This window comes from Bacillus sp. P4_E1, assembly GCF_056401715.1.
The window spans coordinates 40,181-59,417 of the sequence record NZ_JBFUIV010000006.1 but is presented as its reverse complement, the minus strand read 5'-3'; the positions used below and the strand labels follow the sequence as shown (position 1 = coordinate 59,417).

Below are 19,237 nucleotides of genomic sequence, written 5' to 3'. Positions count from 1 at the left end.
ACACTCACACCTCACCTCTTGTCATTGTCCGCATCATATCATATTCATTCCACAAAAAAACGAGATATTTGTCAGAGGAATTCGTCAAATAACCCTATATTATTATCTTATATGTATGCATTTGACTTCATTTGTAGAACAAAAAACTAGATAGCAAAGACTATCTAGTTTTTCTCGCGAATATATTTTCTAACTTCGGAAATGAAATACAAAGAACCTGTTATGATAAAAACATCATGTTCTCCTATCATGTCAACCTTTGTATCAATTGCCTCTTTCCAATCTTCAAAAACTAATTTTGACTCTTGTTGTGAATACGATGCAAGCTTGTCAGCAGAAATGGCACGATCAAAGGCAAACGTCGTAAATATTATTTCATCAGCAACTTTTTCTAATTGCCCTACCATGTTATGTAACTGTTTGTCACCAAGAGCAGTAAATAAAACTATTACATTCTTCTTTTTATAATGTGCCTCTACTGTTTTTACAAGACTTTCAATACCTTCTGGATTATGAGCACCATCTATTATAATATCTGGATTACTTTGTAACTTTTCAAATCGACCAATCCAGTATGCTTCTTGTAAGCCAACTTTCATCTCCTCTTCATTAATTAAAAATGATAAATATGTTTTTAAATACATTACTGCCATAAGCGCTAGCGCTGCATTGCCTACTTGATGAATACCTTTCATTGAAATTCGAACATTTTCAAACGAGGCAAATGGACAATCAAAATCAAAATGTTCCCCATCTTCATTAGAATGTTTATGTAATGTTGTAAACTGTTTTCCAAGTTCATATAAGCTTGCATGGTTTTCCTTAGCAACCTTTTGAATTACTTGCAATGCTTCTTCATTTTTCACACCAGTAATAACTGGAACACCAGACTTAATAATCCCTGCCTTTTCATATGCAATTTCTCCTAGTGTATCGCCTAAAATATGCATATGATCGTGGCCGATATTCGTAATAATCGTGAGAACCGGATGAATAACATTTGTAGAATCAAATCTTCCCCCAAGCCCCGTTTCAAATAAAACAACATCACAGAAATTAACTTTACCGAAATAATAAATTGCCATTACTGTAATGATTTCAAACTCAGTCGCTTCTCCTAAGTCCGTCTCATCTAATTTTTCAACGACTGGCTTTACCATATTTACAAGTTCCGCAATCTCGTCATCTGCAATCGGTATTCCGTTTACACTAATACGTTCATTGAATGTTTCTATGTAAGGCGATGTAAACGATCCTACTTTATATTTCGCACCTTCTAACATGTAGCGCATGTATGTTAAAGTTGAACCTTTTCCATTTGTGCCGGCTAGATGAACACATTTTATATGACGCTCTGGATTTCCGAGTTCTTCTAACATCCATTGCATTCTTTCTAGTCCTGGTTTTATCCCAAATTTCAATCGGCTATGAATCCAGTTTATCGCTTCTTCGTATGTATGTATCACGTTTGCTATTCCCCTTTCAAAAGACAAACTTCTTAATTCTATTATACGCAAAGAAAAGAGACTCACCAATATAGTGAGTCTCTGAAAAACATTTTTATTTCTCAAGATCCGCTAGACGTTGACGAACCGCTTCGCGTTTTTCTAGGTAATCTTGCTCTTTCGCACGCTCTCCGTCAATAACTTCTGCAGGAGCTTTCGCTACGAATCCTTGGTTTGAAAGTTTCTTCTGTACACGTTCTACTTCTTTATCGAACTTCTCAAGTTCTTTTTCAAGACGCGCTTTCTCTTCATCAAGATTGATAAGATCAGCTAACGGTAAGAATAACTCTGCACCTGATACGATTGCAGTCATCGCTTTTTCTGGCGCTTGTAAATCAATCTTAATTGTTAGTTCACTTGGGTTACAGAAACGCTCAATGTAAGAGCTGTTTTTCGTAAGCTGAGCTAGTACTACCTCGTCTTTTGCTTTAATTTGCATTTGAACTTTTTTGCTCATTGGCGTATTTACTTCCGCACGGATGTTACGAACAGAGCGAATGATATCAACTAGAAGGTGCATTTCTGCTGCCGCTTCTTTATCTTGTAAATCTTCGCGAACTGTTGGCCATGCTGCTACTGTAATAGACTCGCCTTCATGCGGTAAATGTTGCCAAATTTTCTCTGTTACGAACGGCATGAATGGATGTAATAGACGCATCGTTTGGTCTAATACGTAAGCTAAAATCGAACGAGTTGTTTTCTTAGCTGCTTCATCTTCACCGTATAGTGGAAGTTTCGCCATCTCAATGTACCAGTCACAGAAATCATCCCAAATGAAGTTGTATAATGAACGACCAGCTTCACCGAACTCATATTTATCCATGTTACGTGTTACACTTTCGATTGTTTCGTTTAAGCGAGTTAAAATCCACTTATCTGCAACTGATTTTTCACCAGTTAAATCGATTTCTTCATACTTCATGTCATCCATGTTCATTAATACGAAACGTGATGCGTTCCAAATTTTATTAATGAAGTTCCAAGTAGATTCTACTTTTTCCATGCTGAAACGTAAATCTTGACCTGGTGCACTTCCTGTTGATAAGAAGTAACGCATCGCATCTGCACCGTACTTCTCGATAACATCCATCGGATCAATACCGTTACCAAGAGATTTACTCATTTTACGTCCTTGCTCATCACGAACTAAACCGTGAATTAATACATCTTTAAATGGACGCTCTCCTGTAAACTCTAAACCTTGGAAAATCATACGAGATACCCAGAAGAAGATGATGTCATAACCAGTTACTAAAGCATCTGTTGAATAGAACTTTTTAAAGTCTGCTGCATCTTCATTCGGCCAGCCAAGTGTTGAGAATGGCCATAATGCTGAACTGAACCATGTATCAAGCACGTCATTATCTTGATTCCAGTTTTCAAGATCTGCTGGTGCTTCTGTACCTACGTATACTTCACCAGTTTCTTTATGATACCAAGCTGGAATGCGGTGTCCCCACCATAATTGACGAGAAATACACCAGTCATGAATGTTTTCCATCCAGCGTAAGTATGTGTTTTCAAAACGCTCTGGTACGAACGTTACTTTTTCTTCTTCTTTTTGTTGAAGTTCTACCGCTTTTTCTGCAAGTGGAGCCATTTTTACGAACCATTGTGTTGATAAATAAGGCTCAACAACTGCACCGCTACGCTCACTATGACCTACTGAGTGCATATGAGGCTCGATTTCTACTAATACGCCAGCTTCTTGTAAGTCTTTCACTAACTCTTTACGGCATTCGAAACGATCCATACCGTTATACTTACCAGCTTTTTCGTTCATCGTTCCATCTTCGTTCATTACTAAAATACGTGGTAAGTCATGACGGTTACCTACTTCAAAGTCATTCGGGTCATGAGCTGGTGTAATTTTCACAACGCCTGTTCCGAAGTCTTTTTCTACGTATTCATCAGCAATAATCGGAATCTCTCGGCCTACGATTGGAAGTGTAACTGTTTTTCCGATTAAATGTTTGTAGCGATCATCTTCTGGATGAACTGCTACCGCTGTATCACCAAGCATTGTTTCTGGACGAGTAGTTGCAAGGCGAATGTGACCAGAACCGTCTGTTAACGGATAGTTCATATGGTAGAATGCACCTTGAACTTCTTTATGAATTACTTCAATATCAGAAAGAGCTGTGCGTGTTGCTGGATCCCAGTTGATGATATACTCACCGCGGTAAATTAAGTCTTTTTCATATAATTGTACGAATACTTTATTAACAGCGTTAGATAAACCTTCGTCTAATGTGAAGCGTTCACGAGAATAGTCTAGTCCTAAACCAACTTTCCCCCATTGTTGACGAATGTGAGAAGCGTATTCTTCTTTCCATTCCCAAGCTTTTTCAAGGAATTTCTCACGACCAAGATCGTAACGTGAAATACCTTCTTCACGAAGTTTTCCTTCTACTTTCGCTTGCGTTGCGATACCAGCATGGTCCATTCCTGGAAGCCATAATACATCGTAACCTTGCATACGCTTTGTACGAGTTAGAATATCTTGAAGCGTCGTATCCCAAGCGTGACCTAAGTGTAACTTACCAGTTACGTTCGGAGGTGGAATTACAATTGTATATGGTTGTTTCTTCTCATCTCCTGTTGCTTCGAAATATTTGCCTTCAAGCCACCACTTGTAAAGGCCTTCTTCAACGGACATATGATCATATTTAGTTGGTAAATTATTTTCCGTGTTTGACATTATTTTCCCTCCTTAAAATAAAAAATGCCCCTCATCCAAAAAAGGACGAGGGACATCGCGGTACCACCTTTATTTACAAACAAATTCAGAATTTGCTTATACTCTTAATTTGATAACGGACAAATCCGTCTTTTCCTAATAAGAATCATTCCGTTCAGAAAAGATGCTCCAGGGCTACCTTCTAACATAACTATCTAGAGAACCTCCCAGCCAATGGTTCCCCTCTCTGAAGACGTTTCATGTTATACTCTTCCCCTTCAATGCATTTATGTGATTGTTAATTATTATATACAATAGTGTAAAAAACGAAACCTTATTCGTCAAGATAAATTTGAAACTACGGCTTTTATCTCTTTATGGAACTAATAAAAAAAGATAAGCAGGGTTCTCCCTACTTATCTTCTTTATCCGTTCCCTTGCTGGGCAGCTTGTAATTGCGAAAGGAAATATTCTGTATTACTAATGAGCCAATGCGATTGCTGCAGAATTTTTACCCCGCGAAGCTCATTTTCTTCATTACGACTCTTTCTTCTTTTCGTATACGACTGAATTTGCCGAATAAAATGCGACGGGTACGTCATATACGCAAACATAAGAAGCTGCTCCTCTTTCGTAAATGGAAAATTTTTTTGATACATTTGATACCATTCAAAGCGGTCGCTCCGCGCAATTGGATATGTGTTCAAAGACCTTGAATAAAAGCTGACGATATCCTGTACCGGTGTAGCAAACTGAGACTTTTCTAAACTAATAAAATAACCGTTTCGTTCATAATCAAATAAAAAGTGATTAAGCGATACATTTCCATGAACGAAAGTAGTACGTGTTTTTTCCTTTTCTTTCATTGCATCATGCCATTCACTTAATTGTTTCGTTGCGAACTCACGTGCTCTCATAACGTGGTGATAATACGTACAATATTGTAATTCAAATGGAGACATATACCACTTCGCTTCAGATTCTATGAGAAACTCTTCTAATATCTCGCCATCATTTTCCCAACGGCCGGATATATTTGTATAATGTTTTTCTAAATCTTCTTCTGTATAAGTCTCCTCTTTCACCGTTTTTTGATGCAACGTCCCGAGCGTTTGAAACATCTTATGGTATTGATCATTATCTTCGCCATTTCCCTCCGCACGTTCTAACCAAGGCATTAAATAATAGCTATACGCCCCATCACTTAAAACATAATTCCCGTCCGTCGTGTGATAAATAGGTACATAATTCGAAAAACCTTTCTCCTTCAAATACTGAATATGGTGTAAAAAATTATTCCGCTCTAATTTTCTATCTTGTATTTTCTTTAACGCATACGGACCTTGATTCGTATAAATTTTCATTACACTTCCGTGCTCTTCCATATGCTGAGTGTCCAATCTATATTGCCTCACAATGGGTTCATAGCGATTTCGTAATTCAATATCCATACGAATAACCCTTTCTTATTCAAAACATAGCTTCTAGGAAAAGAAAAGAGGTGAGTGAAAAAACTCACTCACTTATTTCACTGTTGCTTTTGAAACAGGAATATATATAATTTGCCCTGTAGTTAAATATATATCTTCTGATTGATTTACACGATATAAGCTTTGTACAGTCGTTTCATAACGTTCTGCAACCGATTCAATTGTATCTCCTTCTTGTACGAAGTACATTCTTACCTTCGTAAATTCTTCTTCTGGTTCTTTCGTAAATAATTTCGTTAAATAAAGTGCATTTTCATCTCGCTGTGAATATGCTTCTTCCTCTGGCTCTTCCTGCTTTTTCGCTTTTTCTTTCTTGAAATTTTTCCGCCCGAACAATTCAAATTGTGGCGTCTTTTCTTGCTCCTCTTCACGCTCCACAAGTTCATGTTCTTCTAATTCCTCTTCTTCTATTTCTTGCTCTTTTCTTTCTTCTAACTGAAACGGCTCAAATGCATAATCTTCCCATCCATCTGATTCTTTATAGGCTGGTACCTCTTCGTGCGGTGCAGGTCTACTTTCATCTTCTTCAGCTGAATCAGCTTCCAACTCGGCATACACCGTCTCTTCCTCTTCATCCTCGGTTCTTTCTTCGTCACATAAACCTGTAATAGATATATCCGCTAATAGTTGTAAGCAACCATTTTCCTTTAATTCATAATCAAATTCCTCGATTGATACATATAATTCTTCAATTACTTTCACTCGATTTCTTGGAATTGATATTTCGAGCGGAAAGGAATGGACAAGCTCATTAACCCCGTCTGCCCTTGTTTCTACATAATCAATTGCCTTTGCTGGTGATAGCTCTCTTAACGAATAAGCTGAATCATCTTGCCTTGCAACGTACTCTCCCGTTAAATCTAATTGCCCCCTCACGATAACTTCATGATCGAGCTCCTCTATCTCAACGTCTGGATCTAACGAAATTGACAAAAGTTCTTCGACTTCCTGTCCCTTCTGGAACCAAACAGATTCTTTTAATGAAAATCGTAATGAATGATCTGTTGCCACTTCTTTTCCCCCTCCCAAACTATATGTCATTACAGATTTATGTTCTCTAAGGCTACTTTATGAATAAAAAAAATCGCTCCCCTAATGGAAAGCGATTTTCTCTAAGAAATTATGCTTTTAATTTTGACATTGCAATTTCGGCCGCCGCAATTGTCGCCTCAATATCTGCATCACTATGTGCTGTCGATAAGAATAAACCTTCAAATTGAGAAGGTGGTAAAAATACACCTTGTTCTACCATTTCACGATAGTAAGCTGCAAAGAATTCTAAGTTTGAAGATTTTGCTGCATCATAATTAATAACTTGCTCATCTGTAAAGAAAATACCAATCATAGAACCTGCACGATTAATGTGATGCGGGATATTATGCTTTTCAGCTGCCTTACGTAGTCCAGCCTCTAACATTTCTGCTTTACGCTCAAATTCCACATATGATTCTGGCGTTAACTGCACTAACGTTTCATAACCTGCTGTCATTGCAAGTGGATTACCCGATAATGTTCCAGCTTGGTAAATCGGTCCGCTTGGTGCAACTTGACGCATAATCTCTGCCTTCCCACCGTATGCTCCTACCGGCAAGCCACCACCGATTACTTTACCTAAACAAGTTAAGTCAGGAGTTACACCGTAGTAACCTTGTCCACAATTATAAGCAACACGGAATCCTGTCATTACTTCATCAAAAATAAGTAGTGCACCGTTTTGCTCTGTCACTTCACGAAGTCCTTCTAAAAACCCTGGTTGAGGAGGAACAACACCCATATTCCCTGCCACTGGTTCTACAATTATACAAGCGATGTCATCACCGAATTGTTCGAAAGCATATTTTACACTTTCTAAATCGTTATACGCTACTGTAATCGTATTTTTCGCTACACCTTCTGGTACACCAGGGCTATCTGGTAAACCTAGCGTTGCTACACCCGAACCTGCTTTAATCAATAAAGAATCACCATGACCGTGATAACAACCAATGAATTTTAAAATTTTGTTACGTCCAGTGTAACCACGAGCTAAACGTAGTGCACTCATTGTCGCCTCTGTTCCAGAGTTAACCATACGCACAATCTCAATTGATGGTACACGCTCGATAACAAGCTGCGCTAATTTATTTTCAATTTCTGTTGGTGCACCAAAGCTTGTTCCTTTTTCAGCAACAGCTTTTAAAGCCTCAACAACACGATCATTCGCATGACCATGAATTAAAGGTCCCCACGATAATACGTAATCGATGTATTCATTCCCATCGATATCATATACTTTAGAGCCTTTTCCGCGCTCCATAAACAGCGGATTCATACCAACAGACTTAAAAGCACGAACAGGGCTGTTTACGCCTCCAGGCATTAAATTTTGAGCCTCTTCAAACGCCGCAATCGACTTATCAAATTTTTTCATTATTTAGCGCCTCCTTCTTGTAACCATCTTGCTGCATCTTTTGCATGATACGTAATAATCAAGTCTGCTCCTGCGCGTTTCATGCTAATTAATTTCTCAAGTACAACTTCTTTTTCATTAATCCAACCATTTTGTGCTGCTGCTTTAATCATCGAATATTCACCACTTACGTTATAAGCAACGACTGGTAAGTTAAAGTTGTTTTTCACATCACGAACGATATCTAGATAAGAAAGAGCTGGCTTTACAATTAAGAAGTCGGCCCCTTCCATTACATCTGATTCTGCTTCACGGAATGCTTCCATACGGTTCGCTGGGTCCATTTGATATGTTTTACGGTCACCAAACTGCGGTGCACCATGTGCTGCATCACGGAACGGTCCGTAAAATGCTGATGAATATTTCACAGCGTACGACATAACTGGTACGTGCGCGAAACCATTTTCATCTAATGCATGGCGAATTGCTGTTACGAATCCGTCCATCATGTTAGATGGTGCAATAATGTCTGCCCCTGCTTTCGCTTGACTTACAGCTGTTTTTGCAAGAGCTGCAAGAGACTCATCATTTAAAATAACGCCATCTTCAATAACACCGCAATGACCATGGCTTGTAAATTGACATAAACATGTATCTGCAACTACTACTAGCTCTGGGAACTCATCTTTAATTTGCTTAATTGCACGCTGTACAATTCCCTGCTCACAATATGCCGATGATCCAACTTCGTCCTTTTCAGCAGGTAAACCAAATACAATAACAGAACGAATACCTAAATCAACGACCTCTTGCATTTCAGCTTGCAATAAATCTAAAGACATTTGATATACGCCTGGCATAGAAGGAACTTCATTACGAGTATTTTCTCCTTCTAATACAAAAATAGGGTAAATAAAATCTTCTGTATGTAAAAATGTTTCACGTACAAGCGCACGCATGCCCCCGCTTTGTCTTAAACGACGATGACGATTAAATTGTAAAGAATTCATAGATTTCTATCCCCATTCTTTTATTTTATCCCGCTATTTGCGGGCAGTAAGACCCCCACCTCAAAATTCGGCTGGAGCAAAGAAGTTAGGTGGGAGATCAACTGCCCGTAAACGCCCGATTGGTTCAACTAATAATCAGTGGGGGATGAACAAAACCCCCACTGATTAAAGTTTCACTTTATAGATTCACAAATGCATTGTAGTAATGCTTCTACAGTGTACTCTTTTGGCACAATAACATGTGGAAAATAGAGGTTCGCCTCTTTTTCCGTAATAGGCCCTATACAAGCAATTGTACATTTTTTCGTCCATTCTCTCCAGTTTGTACCCTCAAGTAAACGAACAAAACTATCAACAGTTGAAGGGCTCGTAAATGTAATAATATTTACTTCCCCTAATTTCAATGCTGTTATAAGTTCTTGTTTTTTCTCTACATTCACCTTCGTACCATATACAATTAACTCATCTAGAAAAACACCAAACTCCCTAAGTTTAACCGGGATTACATCTCTTGCTAAATTCCCTTTCGGAAATAAAATACGCTCGTTTCCACTTAGTTTTTTTACAAACTCTTCTGCAAATACTTCTGCAACAAATGCAGTGGGAACAAAATCTACTTGATAGCCTCGCTTTTCTAACTCTAACTTTGTTTTCACGCCTACTGCAGCAATTTTAATCGGTCCGGGGAGCTTCTTTCTCAAACTATCTAGAAAAAAAGCTACACCATTTTTACTCGTGAAAATAACCCAGTCATACGAATGTAGCTGCCCTGCTATATGTTGAATTTGCCTATGAGACGTACCTTCCATACGCAAAAGCGGAATTTCCAATGGAATTCCGCTCCTTTCTTTCACTGCTACACTCATTTGTTTCGCTTGGTGCTGGGCACGTGTAATCAATACTGTTTTGCCAGCGAGAGCGTTCATATTTATTGTTGCTCCTTATTTGCAGCAAGGATGAGCTCTTTTGCTCCTTGTTTAATTAAACGGTCCGCAGCCTCTAATCCAACTTGCTTCGGATCATTACCTATTACTATCTCTTTCAATAAAACAGAACCGTCCATAGAACCGACAAGCGCTGTTAATTCGATTGCATCATTTTCTTTAAGAGTTGCATATCCAGCGATTGGAACTTGGCATCCACCTTCAAGTTTATGAAGAAATACTCGTTCAGCAGCCACTGTTCTTTCTGTTACTGCATCATTAATATGTGCTAACAACTGAAGTAAATCCGTATCATCCTCACGACATTCAATCGCTAATGCACCTTGTCCTACGGCTGGTACACATAACGTTTCATCTAAATGTTCTGTAATAACTTCTCCGTCCCAGCCCATTCTCTGTAATCCAGCTGTCGCTAAAATAATTGCATCGTAATCTTCATCTTTTAACTTACGTAAGCGTGTATCGATATTCCCGCGAATCCATTTTACTTGTAAATCTGGTCTCGCAGCTAGTAGTTGTGCACTACGTCTCAAACTACTCGTTCCTAAGATCGCGCCTTCTGCTAAGTCTTTAAACGATTCTCCGTTTTTAGAAATAAAAGCATCACGAGGGTCAACGCGCTTTGGCGTACAACCAATCGTTAATCCATCTGGAAGTACAGCGGGCATATCTTTCATACTATGTACAGCCATATCAATTTCTTTCGTAAGTAACGCATGTTCAATTTCCTTTACAAATAAACCTTTTCCGCCTACTTTTGAAAGAGTAACATCTAAAATAACATCACCTTTTGTGACGATTTCTTTCACTTCAAATTCATATGGTAAACCAAGCGCTTTTAATTGATCAATAAACCAATTAGTTTGTGTTAATGCTAGTTTACTCTTTCGTGAACCTACAATAATTTTGCGCATAATTCTCTCTCTCCTCATTATAAATACCAAAAGTGGAAATTAGATAAACTGCTTAATAGAAAAATGTTAACTAGCATTACGAGAAATGCCCCGATATTCCACTGCACAATTTTCTTACCTTGCAACACATCTGCTGCTCGTAAATATAAGCCCACGCAATATACAAATAGAACGACAAAAGACCCAATTACTTTCGTATCATACCAATGGAAATTATCCAATTTTGTATATCCCCATATGCATCCTAATATAATTGCTAATAAGAAAAACGGAACAGAAAATAAATTTAATCCGTAAGACATAGATTCAAGCTTCGGCAAATTTCCTAATCTTCTTAATCTCGCATTCCACTTTTTCTTTTTTAATAGTCGGTATTGCAATAAATACATAATAGAAAAAATAAACGATACAGTAAACGTTGCATAAGAAATAATCGCCATACCGACATGCACGTATACAAGTTCTGAAACTAATTGCTCTGCAAGTACTGGCGACATCTTTCCGAGCGGTGTAAAAATAGAAAAAGCGCTTACGCCAAATGCTACAACATTTGTAAAAAAGACTAAAAAGTCAATACGCATAAATCGATTAATGACTAATGACATCGTAATCAATAACCAAACATAAAAATAAATCCCTGATAATAAAGTTAAAATAGGATTCGTTTCTGAATCTGTAGCCCTAAGCAACATAAAGATAGACTGCAGAACCCATACAATCGAAAGTAACCAAAAAGCAAAGCGGTTCGCCTTTCGGTTACTTTGGAAATAATCTATAAAATATAAACTAATGCTACAAGCATATAAAATAATTGCAATATGATAAATAATACTGTTATTTAAAAAACTCATCCGATCATCCTTCCAAGTTATAAAGATGGAACGGATGGTGTCCACGCTCTTTTATGTTCTACTTCTTCCGTATTTCCCGCTTCTTCCACTTCTAAATCAAAAATCTTCGCAAATAAAGCTAATTTTTCGCCAGCTCCCTCTTCAACAGCTAATTCTTTAGCTACTAAAATTGGGTCTTTTAACAATTGGTTAATAATACTTTTCGTATGTTTACTAATTACTTTTTTCTCACGATCACTAAGGTTTGGTATTTTTCGCTCAAGACTTTCCATCGTATCACTTTGAATTGCTAGCGCTTTATCACGAAGAGCTGATATTAACGGTACAACACCTAGCGTACTTAACCACGTTTTAAATAAAACCATTTCTTCTTCAATCATAAATTGAATTTTCTCTGCTTCTTTTAAACGTTCAGCACGGTTTGCTTCAACTACACCTTGCAGATCGTCGATATCATATAAGAAAGAGCCTTCTAATTCATCAATCGCCGGATCAATATCACGTGGTACTGCAATATCAACCATAAATAACGGACGACCAGAGCGCATTCTCTCTACTTTTGTCATCATTTCTTTCGTAATGACATATTCTGATGCACCCGTTGAACTAATTAAAATATCCGCTTCTAATAATGCACATTGCAATTCACTTAAAGGCTTTGCATGTCCCATATATTTCTCAGCCATCACTTCCGCTTTCGTAAGCGTCCTATTCATAACCGTTACTTTACGAGCTCCACTTCCGTATAAGTTTTGCAGTGCAAGTTCACCCATCTTACCCGCACCAAGAATAAGTACATGACAATCTGTTAAATCGCCAAATATTTTCTTTCCGAGCTCAACAGCAGCATAACTAACAGACATCGCACTTTCACCAATCGTTGTTTCTGAGTGCGCACGTTTTGCTAACGTAACCACTTGCTTAAACAACTCATTAAAAATTGTACCTGTCGCTTTTACTTGTTGTGCTTCTAAAAAGCTATCTTTTATTTGACCTAAAATTTGCGTCTCTCCAACAACCATAGAATCCAAACCGCACGTTACGCGGAATAAATGATCTATTGCGCCATCTTGTTCAAAAATAGACAAGTATGGTGCGACTTCTTCTATTTCAAGCTGAAACCAATCAGCTAAAAACTTCTTAATGTAATACCGTCCCGTGTGTAATTGATCGACAACAGCGTAAATCTCAGTGCGATTACAAGTTGATACAATGACATTTTCTAGCACGCTCTTTTGGTTTTGTAATGTATTCATTGCTTGCTCTAGCTCTGCTGCCTGAAATGTGAGTTTCTCACGAAATTCTACAGGGGCTGTTCGATAATTTACACTAACAACAAGAATATGCACGCAGCATGTCCCCCTTCACCCGTTTTATCACTTTATCTACTATCATAATACAACTTTCCTCTTATGAATCTGACAATCGTGTGAACAACTGATTATTTTTTATTTATTCTCCATATGTAATAAAGGAGCTTCAGTAAGATTAATAAAGAACTTTCTACTTTATAATAATTATAAAATAATAACTCTATTTGTACGTTACCAAAAAAAGTCCTCATAATCAAGTGATGGAAACTATTCCATATTAATTATAACATCATCTTTTCTATCTTCTTTCATCATGAAGGAAAATATGTATGATTGTTCCAAAATATAGTACTCACTTTCTCGATGCAATGCATTTGACATTGTATTTCTTTTTCGTTATATTGGTTTTACAAAATTAAATTGTGCACAATTTAAAAATACAAGGAGTTGCCTATGAAAGAAAATCCTTTGCATCTAGATAACCAACTTTGTTTTTCTATTTACGCTTGTTCTAGAGAGGTTACCCGTTTTTACCGCCCCTATTTAGAAGAAATGGGCATTACGTATCCCCAGTACATTACTTTACTCGTACTCTGGGAACAAGACGGACTAACAGTGAAAGAAATTGGAGAACGTCTATTTTTAGATTCTGGTACTTTAACACCTATGTTAAAACGGATGGAATCATTAAAACTTGTACAACGTGTTCGTTCAAAAGAAGACGAGCGAAAAGTTTGTATTGAATTAACAGAACAAGGTAAAGATTTAAAAGAAATAGCTTGTTCATTACCAACAACGATGGCTACAAATTTAGGAATTACAGAGCAAGAATATCATTCTTTATTAATCCAATTAAACACATTAATTGAAACAATGAAAAAAATTAATGACAGAAAAGGGGAATAAACATGGATAAATTATATACTGCTTCAGTAACAGCAACAGGTGGAAGAAACGGTAAGGTAGTTTCAGATGATGGCATATTAAATCTTGATGTAAAAATGCCAAAAGCACTAGGTGGCGCAGGCGGAGAAGCAACAAATCCAGAACAATTATTTGCAGCTGGTTATGCGGCTTGCTTTGATAGTGCATTACAACTTGTAATTCGTACAAAACGTATGAAGGTGGAAAGTACAGAAGTGACTGCACACGTTTCTATCGGTAAAGATACAGATGGTGGTTTCGGACTATCTGCTGTACTTGACGTACATGTTGCTGGTGTTTCTCATGCCGAAGCACAAGAACTTGTAGAAGCCGCTCACGGTGTATGTCCTTACTCTAAAGCAACAAGAGGAAATATTGAAGTTACATTAAACGTACGCTAAAAGTTTAGTAAATAAAAAAAAACGCGCGACATTCGTCACGCGTTTTTTGTTTTTGTCATTTTATGAATTGCTTTCCATGCTTCTTCTTTTCCAAGTCCTGTTTCAGAAGAGAATAGAACGATTTCATCGCCAATTTCAACAGCAAGCGTTTCTTTTACAACTTTTAAATGCTTTTGCCATTTCCCTTTCGGAATTTTATCGGCTTTCGTTGCAATAATAATTGTTGGGATTTCATAATGCTTTAAGAAATCATACATCATAATGTCATCTTTTGTTGGTTGGTGACGTAAATCAACTACTAATACAGCTGCGTCTAATTGCGTACGTGTTGTAAAGTAAGTCTCAATCATTCTGCCCCATGCCGCGCGCTCTGTTTTAGATACTTTCGCATATCCATAACCTGGAACGTCAACAAAATGCATCATTTCATTGATTAAGAAAAAGTTCAGCGTTTGCGTTTTTCCTGGTTTAGAAGAAATACGTACTAACTTTTTACGATTTAAAATTTTATTAATAAAGGAAGACTTCCCGACATTAGAACGACCTGCCAAGGCAATTTCTGGTAAATCACTGTCTGGATATTGTTCCGGTTTAACGGCACTAATTACAATATCTGCTTTTGTTACTTTCATTGTTTCACTCCTACTAATGCGTGCTCCAATACTTCGTCTAAATGAGATGCAAGCACAAACGTAAGGTTTTCTTTTACGCTCTCTGGAATATCATCTAAATCTTTCTCATTTTCCGCCGGTAAAATAATTTTTGTTAATCCCGCGCGGTGAGCACTTAATGTTTTTTCTTTCAAACCACCAATCGGTAATACACGACCACGAAGTGTAATTTCACCTGTCATACCAACTTCTTTACTTACAGGAATACCTGTTAGTGCAGAAATAAGTGCCGTTGCCATCGTAATACCTGCTGATGGTCCATCTTTTGGAACTGCTCCTTCTGGAACATGAATATGAATATCGTTTTTCTCATGGAAATCCGGATCAATATGAAGTTCTTCTGCACGAGAACGAATATAGCTAAACGCGGCTTGTGCGGATTCTTTCATAACATCCCCAAGTTTCCCTGTTAAAATTAATTTCCCTTTTCCTGGCGCTACAGACACTTCAATTGCAAGTGTATCGCCGCCCGCTGCTGTGTAAGCTAAACCTGTTGCCATACCAACTTGGTCTGTTTTTTCAGCTTGACCATAACGGAATATATGCTTACCAAGTAAATCAACAATATTTTTCTCTGTTACAACAATGCGCTTGCGTTCTGCTGTAACGATAATTTTTGCTGCTTTACGGCAAACTTTTGCAATTTGACGCTCTAACGTACGAACACCAGCCTCGCGTGTATAATAACGAATAATTTCAAGAAGCGCTTCATCACGTACTTGCAAATTACCTTTTCGCAAACCGTGCTCTTTTAATTGTTTCGGCAATAAATGCTCACGAGCAATGTGCACCTTTTCAAGTTCTGTATAACCAGCAATTGAAATGATTTCCATACGGTCAAGCAATGGGCCCGGAACACTTGCAAGTGTATTAGCAGTTGCAACGAACATAACTTTCGATAAATCATATGGCTCTTCAATGTAATGATCACTGAAGTTATGGTTTTGTTCTGGATCTAACACTTCAAGTAACGCTGCTGATGGGTCTCCCCTGAAATCGTTAGACATTTTATCAATCTCATCTAATAAGAAGACTGGATTAACTGTTTTCGCCTTTTTCATACCTTGAATAATACGTCCTGGCATCGCTCCTACATACGTACGACGGTGACCACGAATTTCAGATTCATCACGCACACCACCAAGAGAAACACGTACAAAATTACGGTTTAACGATGTTGCAATAGAACGTGCTAACGAAGTTTTCCCAACCCCAGGAGGTCCTACTAGACAAAGAATTGGCCCTTTTAATGAATTCGTTAACTTCTGTACAGCTAAATATTCAAGTACTCGCTCTTTCACTTTTTCAAGACCGTAATGATCTTTATTTAAAATTTCTTCCGAATGAGTGAGGTCAATCATATCCTCTGTTGCTGTTGTCCAAGGGAGAGCTAATAACCAATCAATATAATTATGAATGACACCACTCTCAGCAGAACTTACAGGTAATTTTTCATAACGATCTAATTCTTTCAGTGCAGCCTTCATTGTTTCTTCAGGCATTCCCGACTGTTCAATTTTCTCACGAAGTTCTTCAACTTCCCCGCCCTTGCCTTCTTTATCACCAAGTTCAGTTTGAATCGCCTTCATTTGCTCACGTAAGAAATATTCTTTTTGCGTGCGCTCCATTGAACGTTTCACTTTTTGTCCAATTTTCTTTTCTAGGCTAAGTAACTCTTGTTCATCTTGAATAATTGAAATAAGTGTATGTAGTCGCTCTTTCACAGATACAATCTCTAAAATCTCTTGTTTCTGCTTCGTTTTAATCGGTAAGTGAGAAGCAATTAAATCAGCTAGTCTTCCCGGTTCTTCTACATCAGCTACCGTTGCAAATGTTTCATTTGAAACTTTTTTCGAAACTTTAATATATTGTTCGAAATGCTCCAGTAACGTACGCATAAGAGCCTTCTCTTCTAAATCATCTTCTACTTCTTCCGTTACCGTTTTAATAGAAACTTGCACTATATTTTCTTCTTCGATAAACTCTACTACTTCTGCTCTATGTAAACCTTCTACAAGGACACGAAGCGTACCGTTCGGCAATTTTAACATTTGCTTCACTTTCGCCACTGTACCTACACTATATATGTCATCTTCTTTCGGATCGTCGATATTCATTTCTTTTTGCATTGCTAAAAAGATGATATTTTCATCCATTGCCGCCTGCTCTAGTGCTTGTATCGATTTATCACGTCCTACATCAAGATGCAGAACCATCGTTGGATATACGAGAATGCCTCTTAATGGTAGGAGGGGCACAATTCTTTCATTCGTATTCATACTAGACATAGCACCTCCATAATAAATTAAACTCCTGTTCAACTATTTTATATTACAATACATCTAGATGCAATTGCAGAGATTCTTCGCAATTGTTAATCCCCTGTTTTTTGTGCCTCACGAAAAGAAAAAAGACTCCGCTTAAGCATACAAACTTAAACGAAGTCTGGCAAATTTTTATTATTGTATATTCTCACATTGATTGTGCATCTGTTTCGTCCAAATCATTATGTGCATCAAGCTCACGATGCATATTTTCCTGCATAAATGTTAATTCAAATACTTCTTTTAATTTGCGAACAGGAATGATCTCAATTCCCTTTATTGTATACAAAAATGGTTGCATGTTTTCAGCCGGAATGATGACTTTCTTAGCTCCCGCTTTTTTCGCAGCTTTTATTTTTGCGTACACACCACCAATAGGCTTCACTTCTCCGTGGATACTTATCTCACCTGTCATCGCTACTTCATTATTCACATACGTACGATGCACTGCTGAATATACACCTGTTGCCATAGCAATACCTGCTGAAGGACCATCAATCGGGATACCACCAGGAAAATTAATATGTATATCATACCCTTCTGGCAACACATCTAGAGAACGAAGTACTGTTAACACATTATCAACAGAACCTTTCGCCATACTTTTACGGCGGATTGATTTCGTTTGATTTCCAATACTTTCCTCTTCTACAATTCCAGTGACATTTACTGATCCTTTATCTTTCGCAGGAATAGCTGTTACCTCAATTTCTAATAACGCACCTGTATTCGGCCCATATACAGCAAGCCCGTTCACAAGACCGATTCTCGGAATTGGATAAATACGTTTTTCGTACTTTGGTGTAAGCTGACTAGAATGAACAACCCACTCAATATCTTCATCTTTAATGAAAGGTCGTTCTTCATTTATCGCCATACCAGCAGAAATTTGCACGAGATTAATTGCTTCTCGCCCATTTCTTGCATACATTCCAATCATTTCGATACCGTTCTCACCTACTTGCATCTCCACTTTGTCAGCTGCATTTTTCGCTACTTTTTGAATTTCTTCTGTATCTAACTCACGGAAGAACACTTCTAAACAACGCGACCTAATTGCAGGAGGAATTTCCTCTGGTGAACGTGTCGTTGCACCAACTAAGCGAAAATCTGCAGGTAAACCTTTTTGAAAAATATCATGTATATACGTTGGAATCATCGAATTTTCTTCACTATAATACGCACTTTCCAAAAACACTTTCCGATCTTCTAACACTTTTAGCATTTTATTCATTTGAATTGGATGTAATTCACCAATCTCATCAATGAACAAAATACCACCATGCGCATCTGTTACAGCCCCTTTTTTCGGTTGCGGGATACCCGCTTGTCCCATTGCACCTGCTCCTTGATAAATAGGATCATGCACTGAACCAATTAATGGATCCGCAATACCACGCTCATCAAACCTAGCTGTCGTCGCATCAAGTTCGATAAATGTTGCATTTGTACGAAATGGAGATTTCGGATTTCGTTTCGCTTCTTCTAATACAAGGCGTGCTGCCGCTGTCTTTCCGACACCTGGCGGACCGTATATGATCACATGTTGCGGATTAGGACCACAAAGAGCCGCTTTTAACGACTTAATCCCGTCTTCTTGCCCTACAATGTCTATAAAGGATGTAGGACGTACCTTTTCCGCAAGCGGCTCTGTTAAAGAAACCTCACGCATTTTACGAAGCTGCTCTAATTCTTTTTTCGATTCTCGATCAATTGAAACTTTTTGTGTTCGTTGATTTCGAAGTAAATGCCAAAAATACAATCCGACAATTACGCCAAAAACAAGTTGAACAAGTAAAAATATATTTGTCCAGCTCATAA

Annotated in this window: 15 protein-coding genes and 1 other annotated feature; of the genes, 2 read left to right on the top strand and 13 right to left on the bottom strand. The window is 37.8% G+C overall.

Going from position 1 to position 19,237, the window contains the following annotated elements:
* Nucleotides 1–164: 164 nt before the first annotated feature.
* From AC1DS7_RS10360 to hemA, 10 genes are all read right to left on the bottom strand, one after another.
* Nucleotides 165–1,466, bottom strand: coding sequence for a bifunctional folylpolyglutamate synthase/dihydrofolate synthase (locus AC1DS7_RS10360; RefSeq protein ID WP_476998961.1), 1,302 nt, complete (start codon nucleotides 1,464–1,466; stop codon nucleotides 165–167).
* A 94-nt stretch (nucleotides 1,467–1,560) separates the two neighbouring features.
* A complete protein-coding gene (locus AC1DS7_RS10355; RefSeq protein WP_002129263.1) occupies nucleotides 1,561–4,206 on the bottom strand; it encodes a valine--tRNA ligase in 2,646 nt (881 codons plus the stop codon).
* A 38-nt stretch (nucleotides 4,207–4,244) separates the two neighbouring features.
* Nucleotides 4,245–4,476: a binding site (T-box leader), on the bottom strand.
* 134 nt (nucleotides 4,477–4,610) lie between these two features.
* Nucleotides 4,611–5,636, bottom strand: coding sequence for a spore coat protein YsxE (ysxE, locus tag AC1DS7_RS10350; RefSeq protein ID WP_002190786.1), 1,026 nt, complete (start codon nucleotides 5,634–5,636; stop codon nucleotides 4,611–4,613).
* Between the two features lie 72 nt (nucleotides 5,637–5,708).
* A complete protein-coding gene (gene spoVID, locus AC1DS7_RS10345; RefSeq protein ID WP_170969887.1) occupies nucleotides 5,709–6,716 on the bottom strand; it encodes a stage VI sporulation protein D in 1,008 nt (335 codons plus the stop codon).
* A gap of 79 nt (nucleotides 6,717–6,795) precedes the next feature.
* Nucleotides 6,796–8,085 carry a glutamate-1-semialdehyde 2,1-aminomutase gene (gene hemL / locus AC1DS7_RS10340; RefSeq protein WP_002034163.1) on the bottom strand — a complete coding sequence of 430 codons (1,290 nt, stop codon included), beginning with the start codon at nucleotides 8,083–8,085 and terminating at the stop codon, nucleotides 6,796–6,798.
* Nucleotides 8,085–9,074: a porphobilinogen synthase gene (gene hemB, locus AC1DS7_RS10335; protein ID WP_476998960.1), complete on the bottom strand. Its 990-nt coding sequence runs from the start codon at nucleotides 9,072–9,074 to the stop codon at nucleotides 8,085–8,087. Before hemB ends, hemL begins: the two co-directional genes overlap by 1 nt.
* Nucleotides 9,075–9,247: 173 nt before the next feature.
* Nucleotides 9,248–10,000 carry a uroporphyrinogen-III synthase gene (gene hemD, locus AC1DS7_RS10330; RefSeq protein ID WP_159147123.1) on the bottom strand — a complete coding sequence of 251 codons (753 nt, stop codon included), beginning with the start codon at nucleotides 9,998–10,000 and terminating at the stop codon, nucleotides 9,248–9,250.
* Between the two features lie 2 nt (nucleotides 10,001–10,002).
* Nucleotides 10,003–10,932 carry a hydroxymethylbilane synthase gene (gene hemC, locus AC1DS7_RS10325; protein WP_002143273.1) on the bottom strand — a complete coding sequence of 310 codons (930 nt, stop codon included), beginning with the start codon at nucleotides 10,930–10,932 and terminating at the stop codon, nucleotides 10,003–10,005.
* Between the two features lie 17 nt (nucleotides 10,933–10,949).
* Nucleotides 10,950–11,783 (bottom strand): cytochrome c biogenesis protein, encoded by an 834-nt coding sequence (locus AC1DS7_RS10320; RefSeq protein ID WP_002015354.1) that lies wholly within the window; start codon nucleotides 11,781–11,783, stop codon nucleotides 10,950–10,952.
* Between the two features lie 17 nt (nucleotides 11,784–11,800).
* Nucleotides 11,801–13,132, bottom strand: a complete 1,332-nt coding sequence (hemA, locus tag AC1DS7_RS10315; RefSeq protein ID WP_002143275.1) for a glutamyl-tRNA reductase — start codon at nucleotides 13,130–13,132, stop codon at nucleotides 11,801–11,803.
* Nucleotides 13,133–13,549: 417 nt separating this feature from the next.
* On the opposite strand from hemA, the gene AC1DS7_RS10310 reads away from it, so the two are divergent.
* Nucleotides 13,550–14,002, top strand: a complete 453-nt coding sequence (locus tag AC1DS7_RS10310; protein ID WP_002015350.1) for a MarR family winged helix-turn-helix transcriptional regulator — start codon at nucleotides 13,550–13,552, stop codon at nucleotides 14,000–14,002.
* Nucleotides 14,003–14,004: 2 nt separating this feature from the next.
* The gene (locus AC1DS7_RS10305) at nucleotides 14,005–14,421 is read left to right on the top strand and encodes an organic hydroperoxide resistance protein (protein WP_002015349.1); all 417 of its coding nucleotides are present in this window, start codon (nucleotides 14,005–14,007) and stop codon (nucleotides 14,419–14,421) included.
* A 35-nt stretch (nucleotides 14,422–14,456) separates the two neighbouring features.
* Here the strand turns inward: AC1DS7_RS10305 and yihA are convergent, their stop codons facing one another.
* From yihA to lonB, 3 genes are all read right to left on the bottom strand, one after another.
* A complete protein-coding gene (yihA, locus tag AC1DS7_RS10300; RefSeq protein WP_002088829.1) occupies nucleotides 14,457–15,053 on the bottom strand; it encodes a ribosome biogenesis GTP-binding protein YihA/YsxC in 597 nt (198 codons plus the stop codon).
* Nucleotides 15,050–17,380 carry an endopeptidase La gene (lon, locus tag AC1DS7_RS10295; protein WP_002034201.1) on the bottom strand — a complete coding sequence of 777 codons (2,331 nt, stop codon included), beginning with the start codon at nucleotides 17,378–17,380 and terminating at the stop codon, nucleotides 15,050–15,052. The genes yihA and lon overlap by 4 nt, the downstream gene beginning before the upstream one ends.
* A 184-nt stretch (nucleotides 17,381–17,564) precedes the next feature.
* Nucleotides 17,565–19,235 (bottom strand): ATP-dependent protease LonB, encoded by a 1,671-nt coding sequence (gene lonB / locus AC1DS7_RS10290; RefSeq protein WP_002034202.1) that lies wholly within the window; start codon nucleotides 19,233–19,235, stop codon nucleotides 17,565–17,567.
* Nucleotides 19,236–19,237: the final 2 nt, after the last annotated feature.

What these genes read in the sequence shown, in the direction of transcription:
- AC1DS7_RS10305 (WP_002015349.1), top strand. Translation starts at nt 14,005, where the DNA reads ATGGATAAATTATATACTGCTTCAGTAACAGCAACAGGTGGAAGAAAC.
- hemB (WP_476998960.1), bottom strand. Translation starts at nt 9,074, where the DNA reads ATGAATTCTTTACAATTTAATCGTCATCGTCGTTTAAGACAAAGCGGG.
- lon (WP_002034201.1), bottom strand. Translation starts at nt 17,380, where the DNA reads ATGTCTAGTATGAATACGAATGAAAGAATTGTGCCCCTCCTACCATTA.
- AC1DS7_RS10320 (WP_002015354.1), bottom strand. Translation starts at nt 11,783, where the DNA reads ATGAGTTTTTTAAATAACAGTATTATTTATCATATTGCAATTATTTTA.
- lonB (WP_002034202.1), bottom strand. Translation starts at nt 19,235, where the DNA reads ATGAGCTGGACAAATATATTTTTACTTGTTCAACTTGTTTTTGGCGTA.
- ysxE (WP_002190786.1), bottom strand. Translation starts at nt 5,636, where the DNA reads ATGGATATTGAATTACGAAATCGCTATGAACCCATTGTGAGGCAATAT.
- AC1DS7_RS10310 (WP_002015350.1), top strand. Translation starts at nt 13,550, where the DNA reads ATGAAAGAAAATCCTTTGCATCTAGATAACCAACTTTGTTTTTCTATT.
- hemD (WP_159147123.1), bottom strand. Translation starts at nt 10,000, where the DNA reads ATGAACGCTCTCGCTGGCAAAACAGTATTGATTACACGTGCCCAGCAC.
- AC1DS7_RS10355 (WP_002129263.1), bottom strand. Translation starts at nt 4,206, where the DNA reads ATGTCAAACACGGAAAATAATTTACCAACTAAATATGATCATATGTCC.
- yihA (WP_002088829.1), bottom strand. Translation starts at nt 15,053, where the DNA reads ATGAAAGTAACAAAAGCAGATATTGTAATTAGTGCCGTTAAACCGGAA.
- hemL (WP_002034163.1), bottom strand. Translation starts at nt 8,085, where the DNA reads ATGAAAAAATTTGATAAGTCGATTGCGGCGTTTGAAGAGGCTCAAAAT.
- spoVID (WP_170969887.1), bottom strand. Translation starts at nt 6,716, where the DNA reads ATGACATATAGTTTGGGAGGGGGAAAAGAAGTGGCAACAGATCATTCA.
- hemC (WP_002143273.1), bottom strand. Translation starts at nt 10,932, where the DNA reads ATGCGCAAAATTATTGTAGGTTCACGAAAGAGTAAACTAGCATTAACA.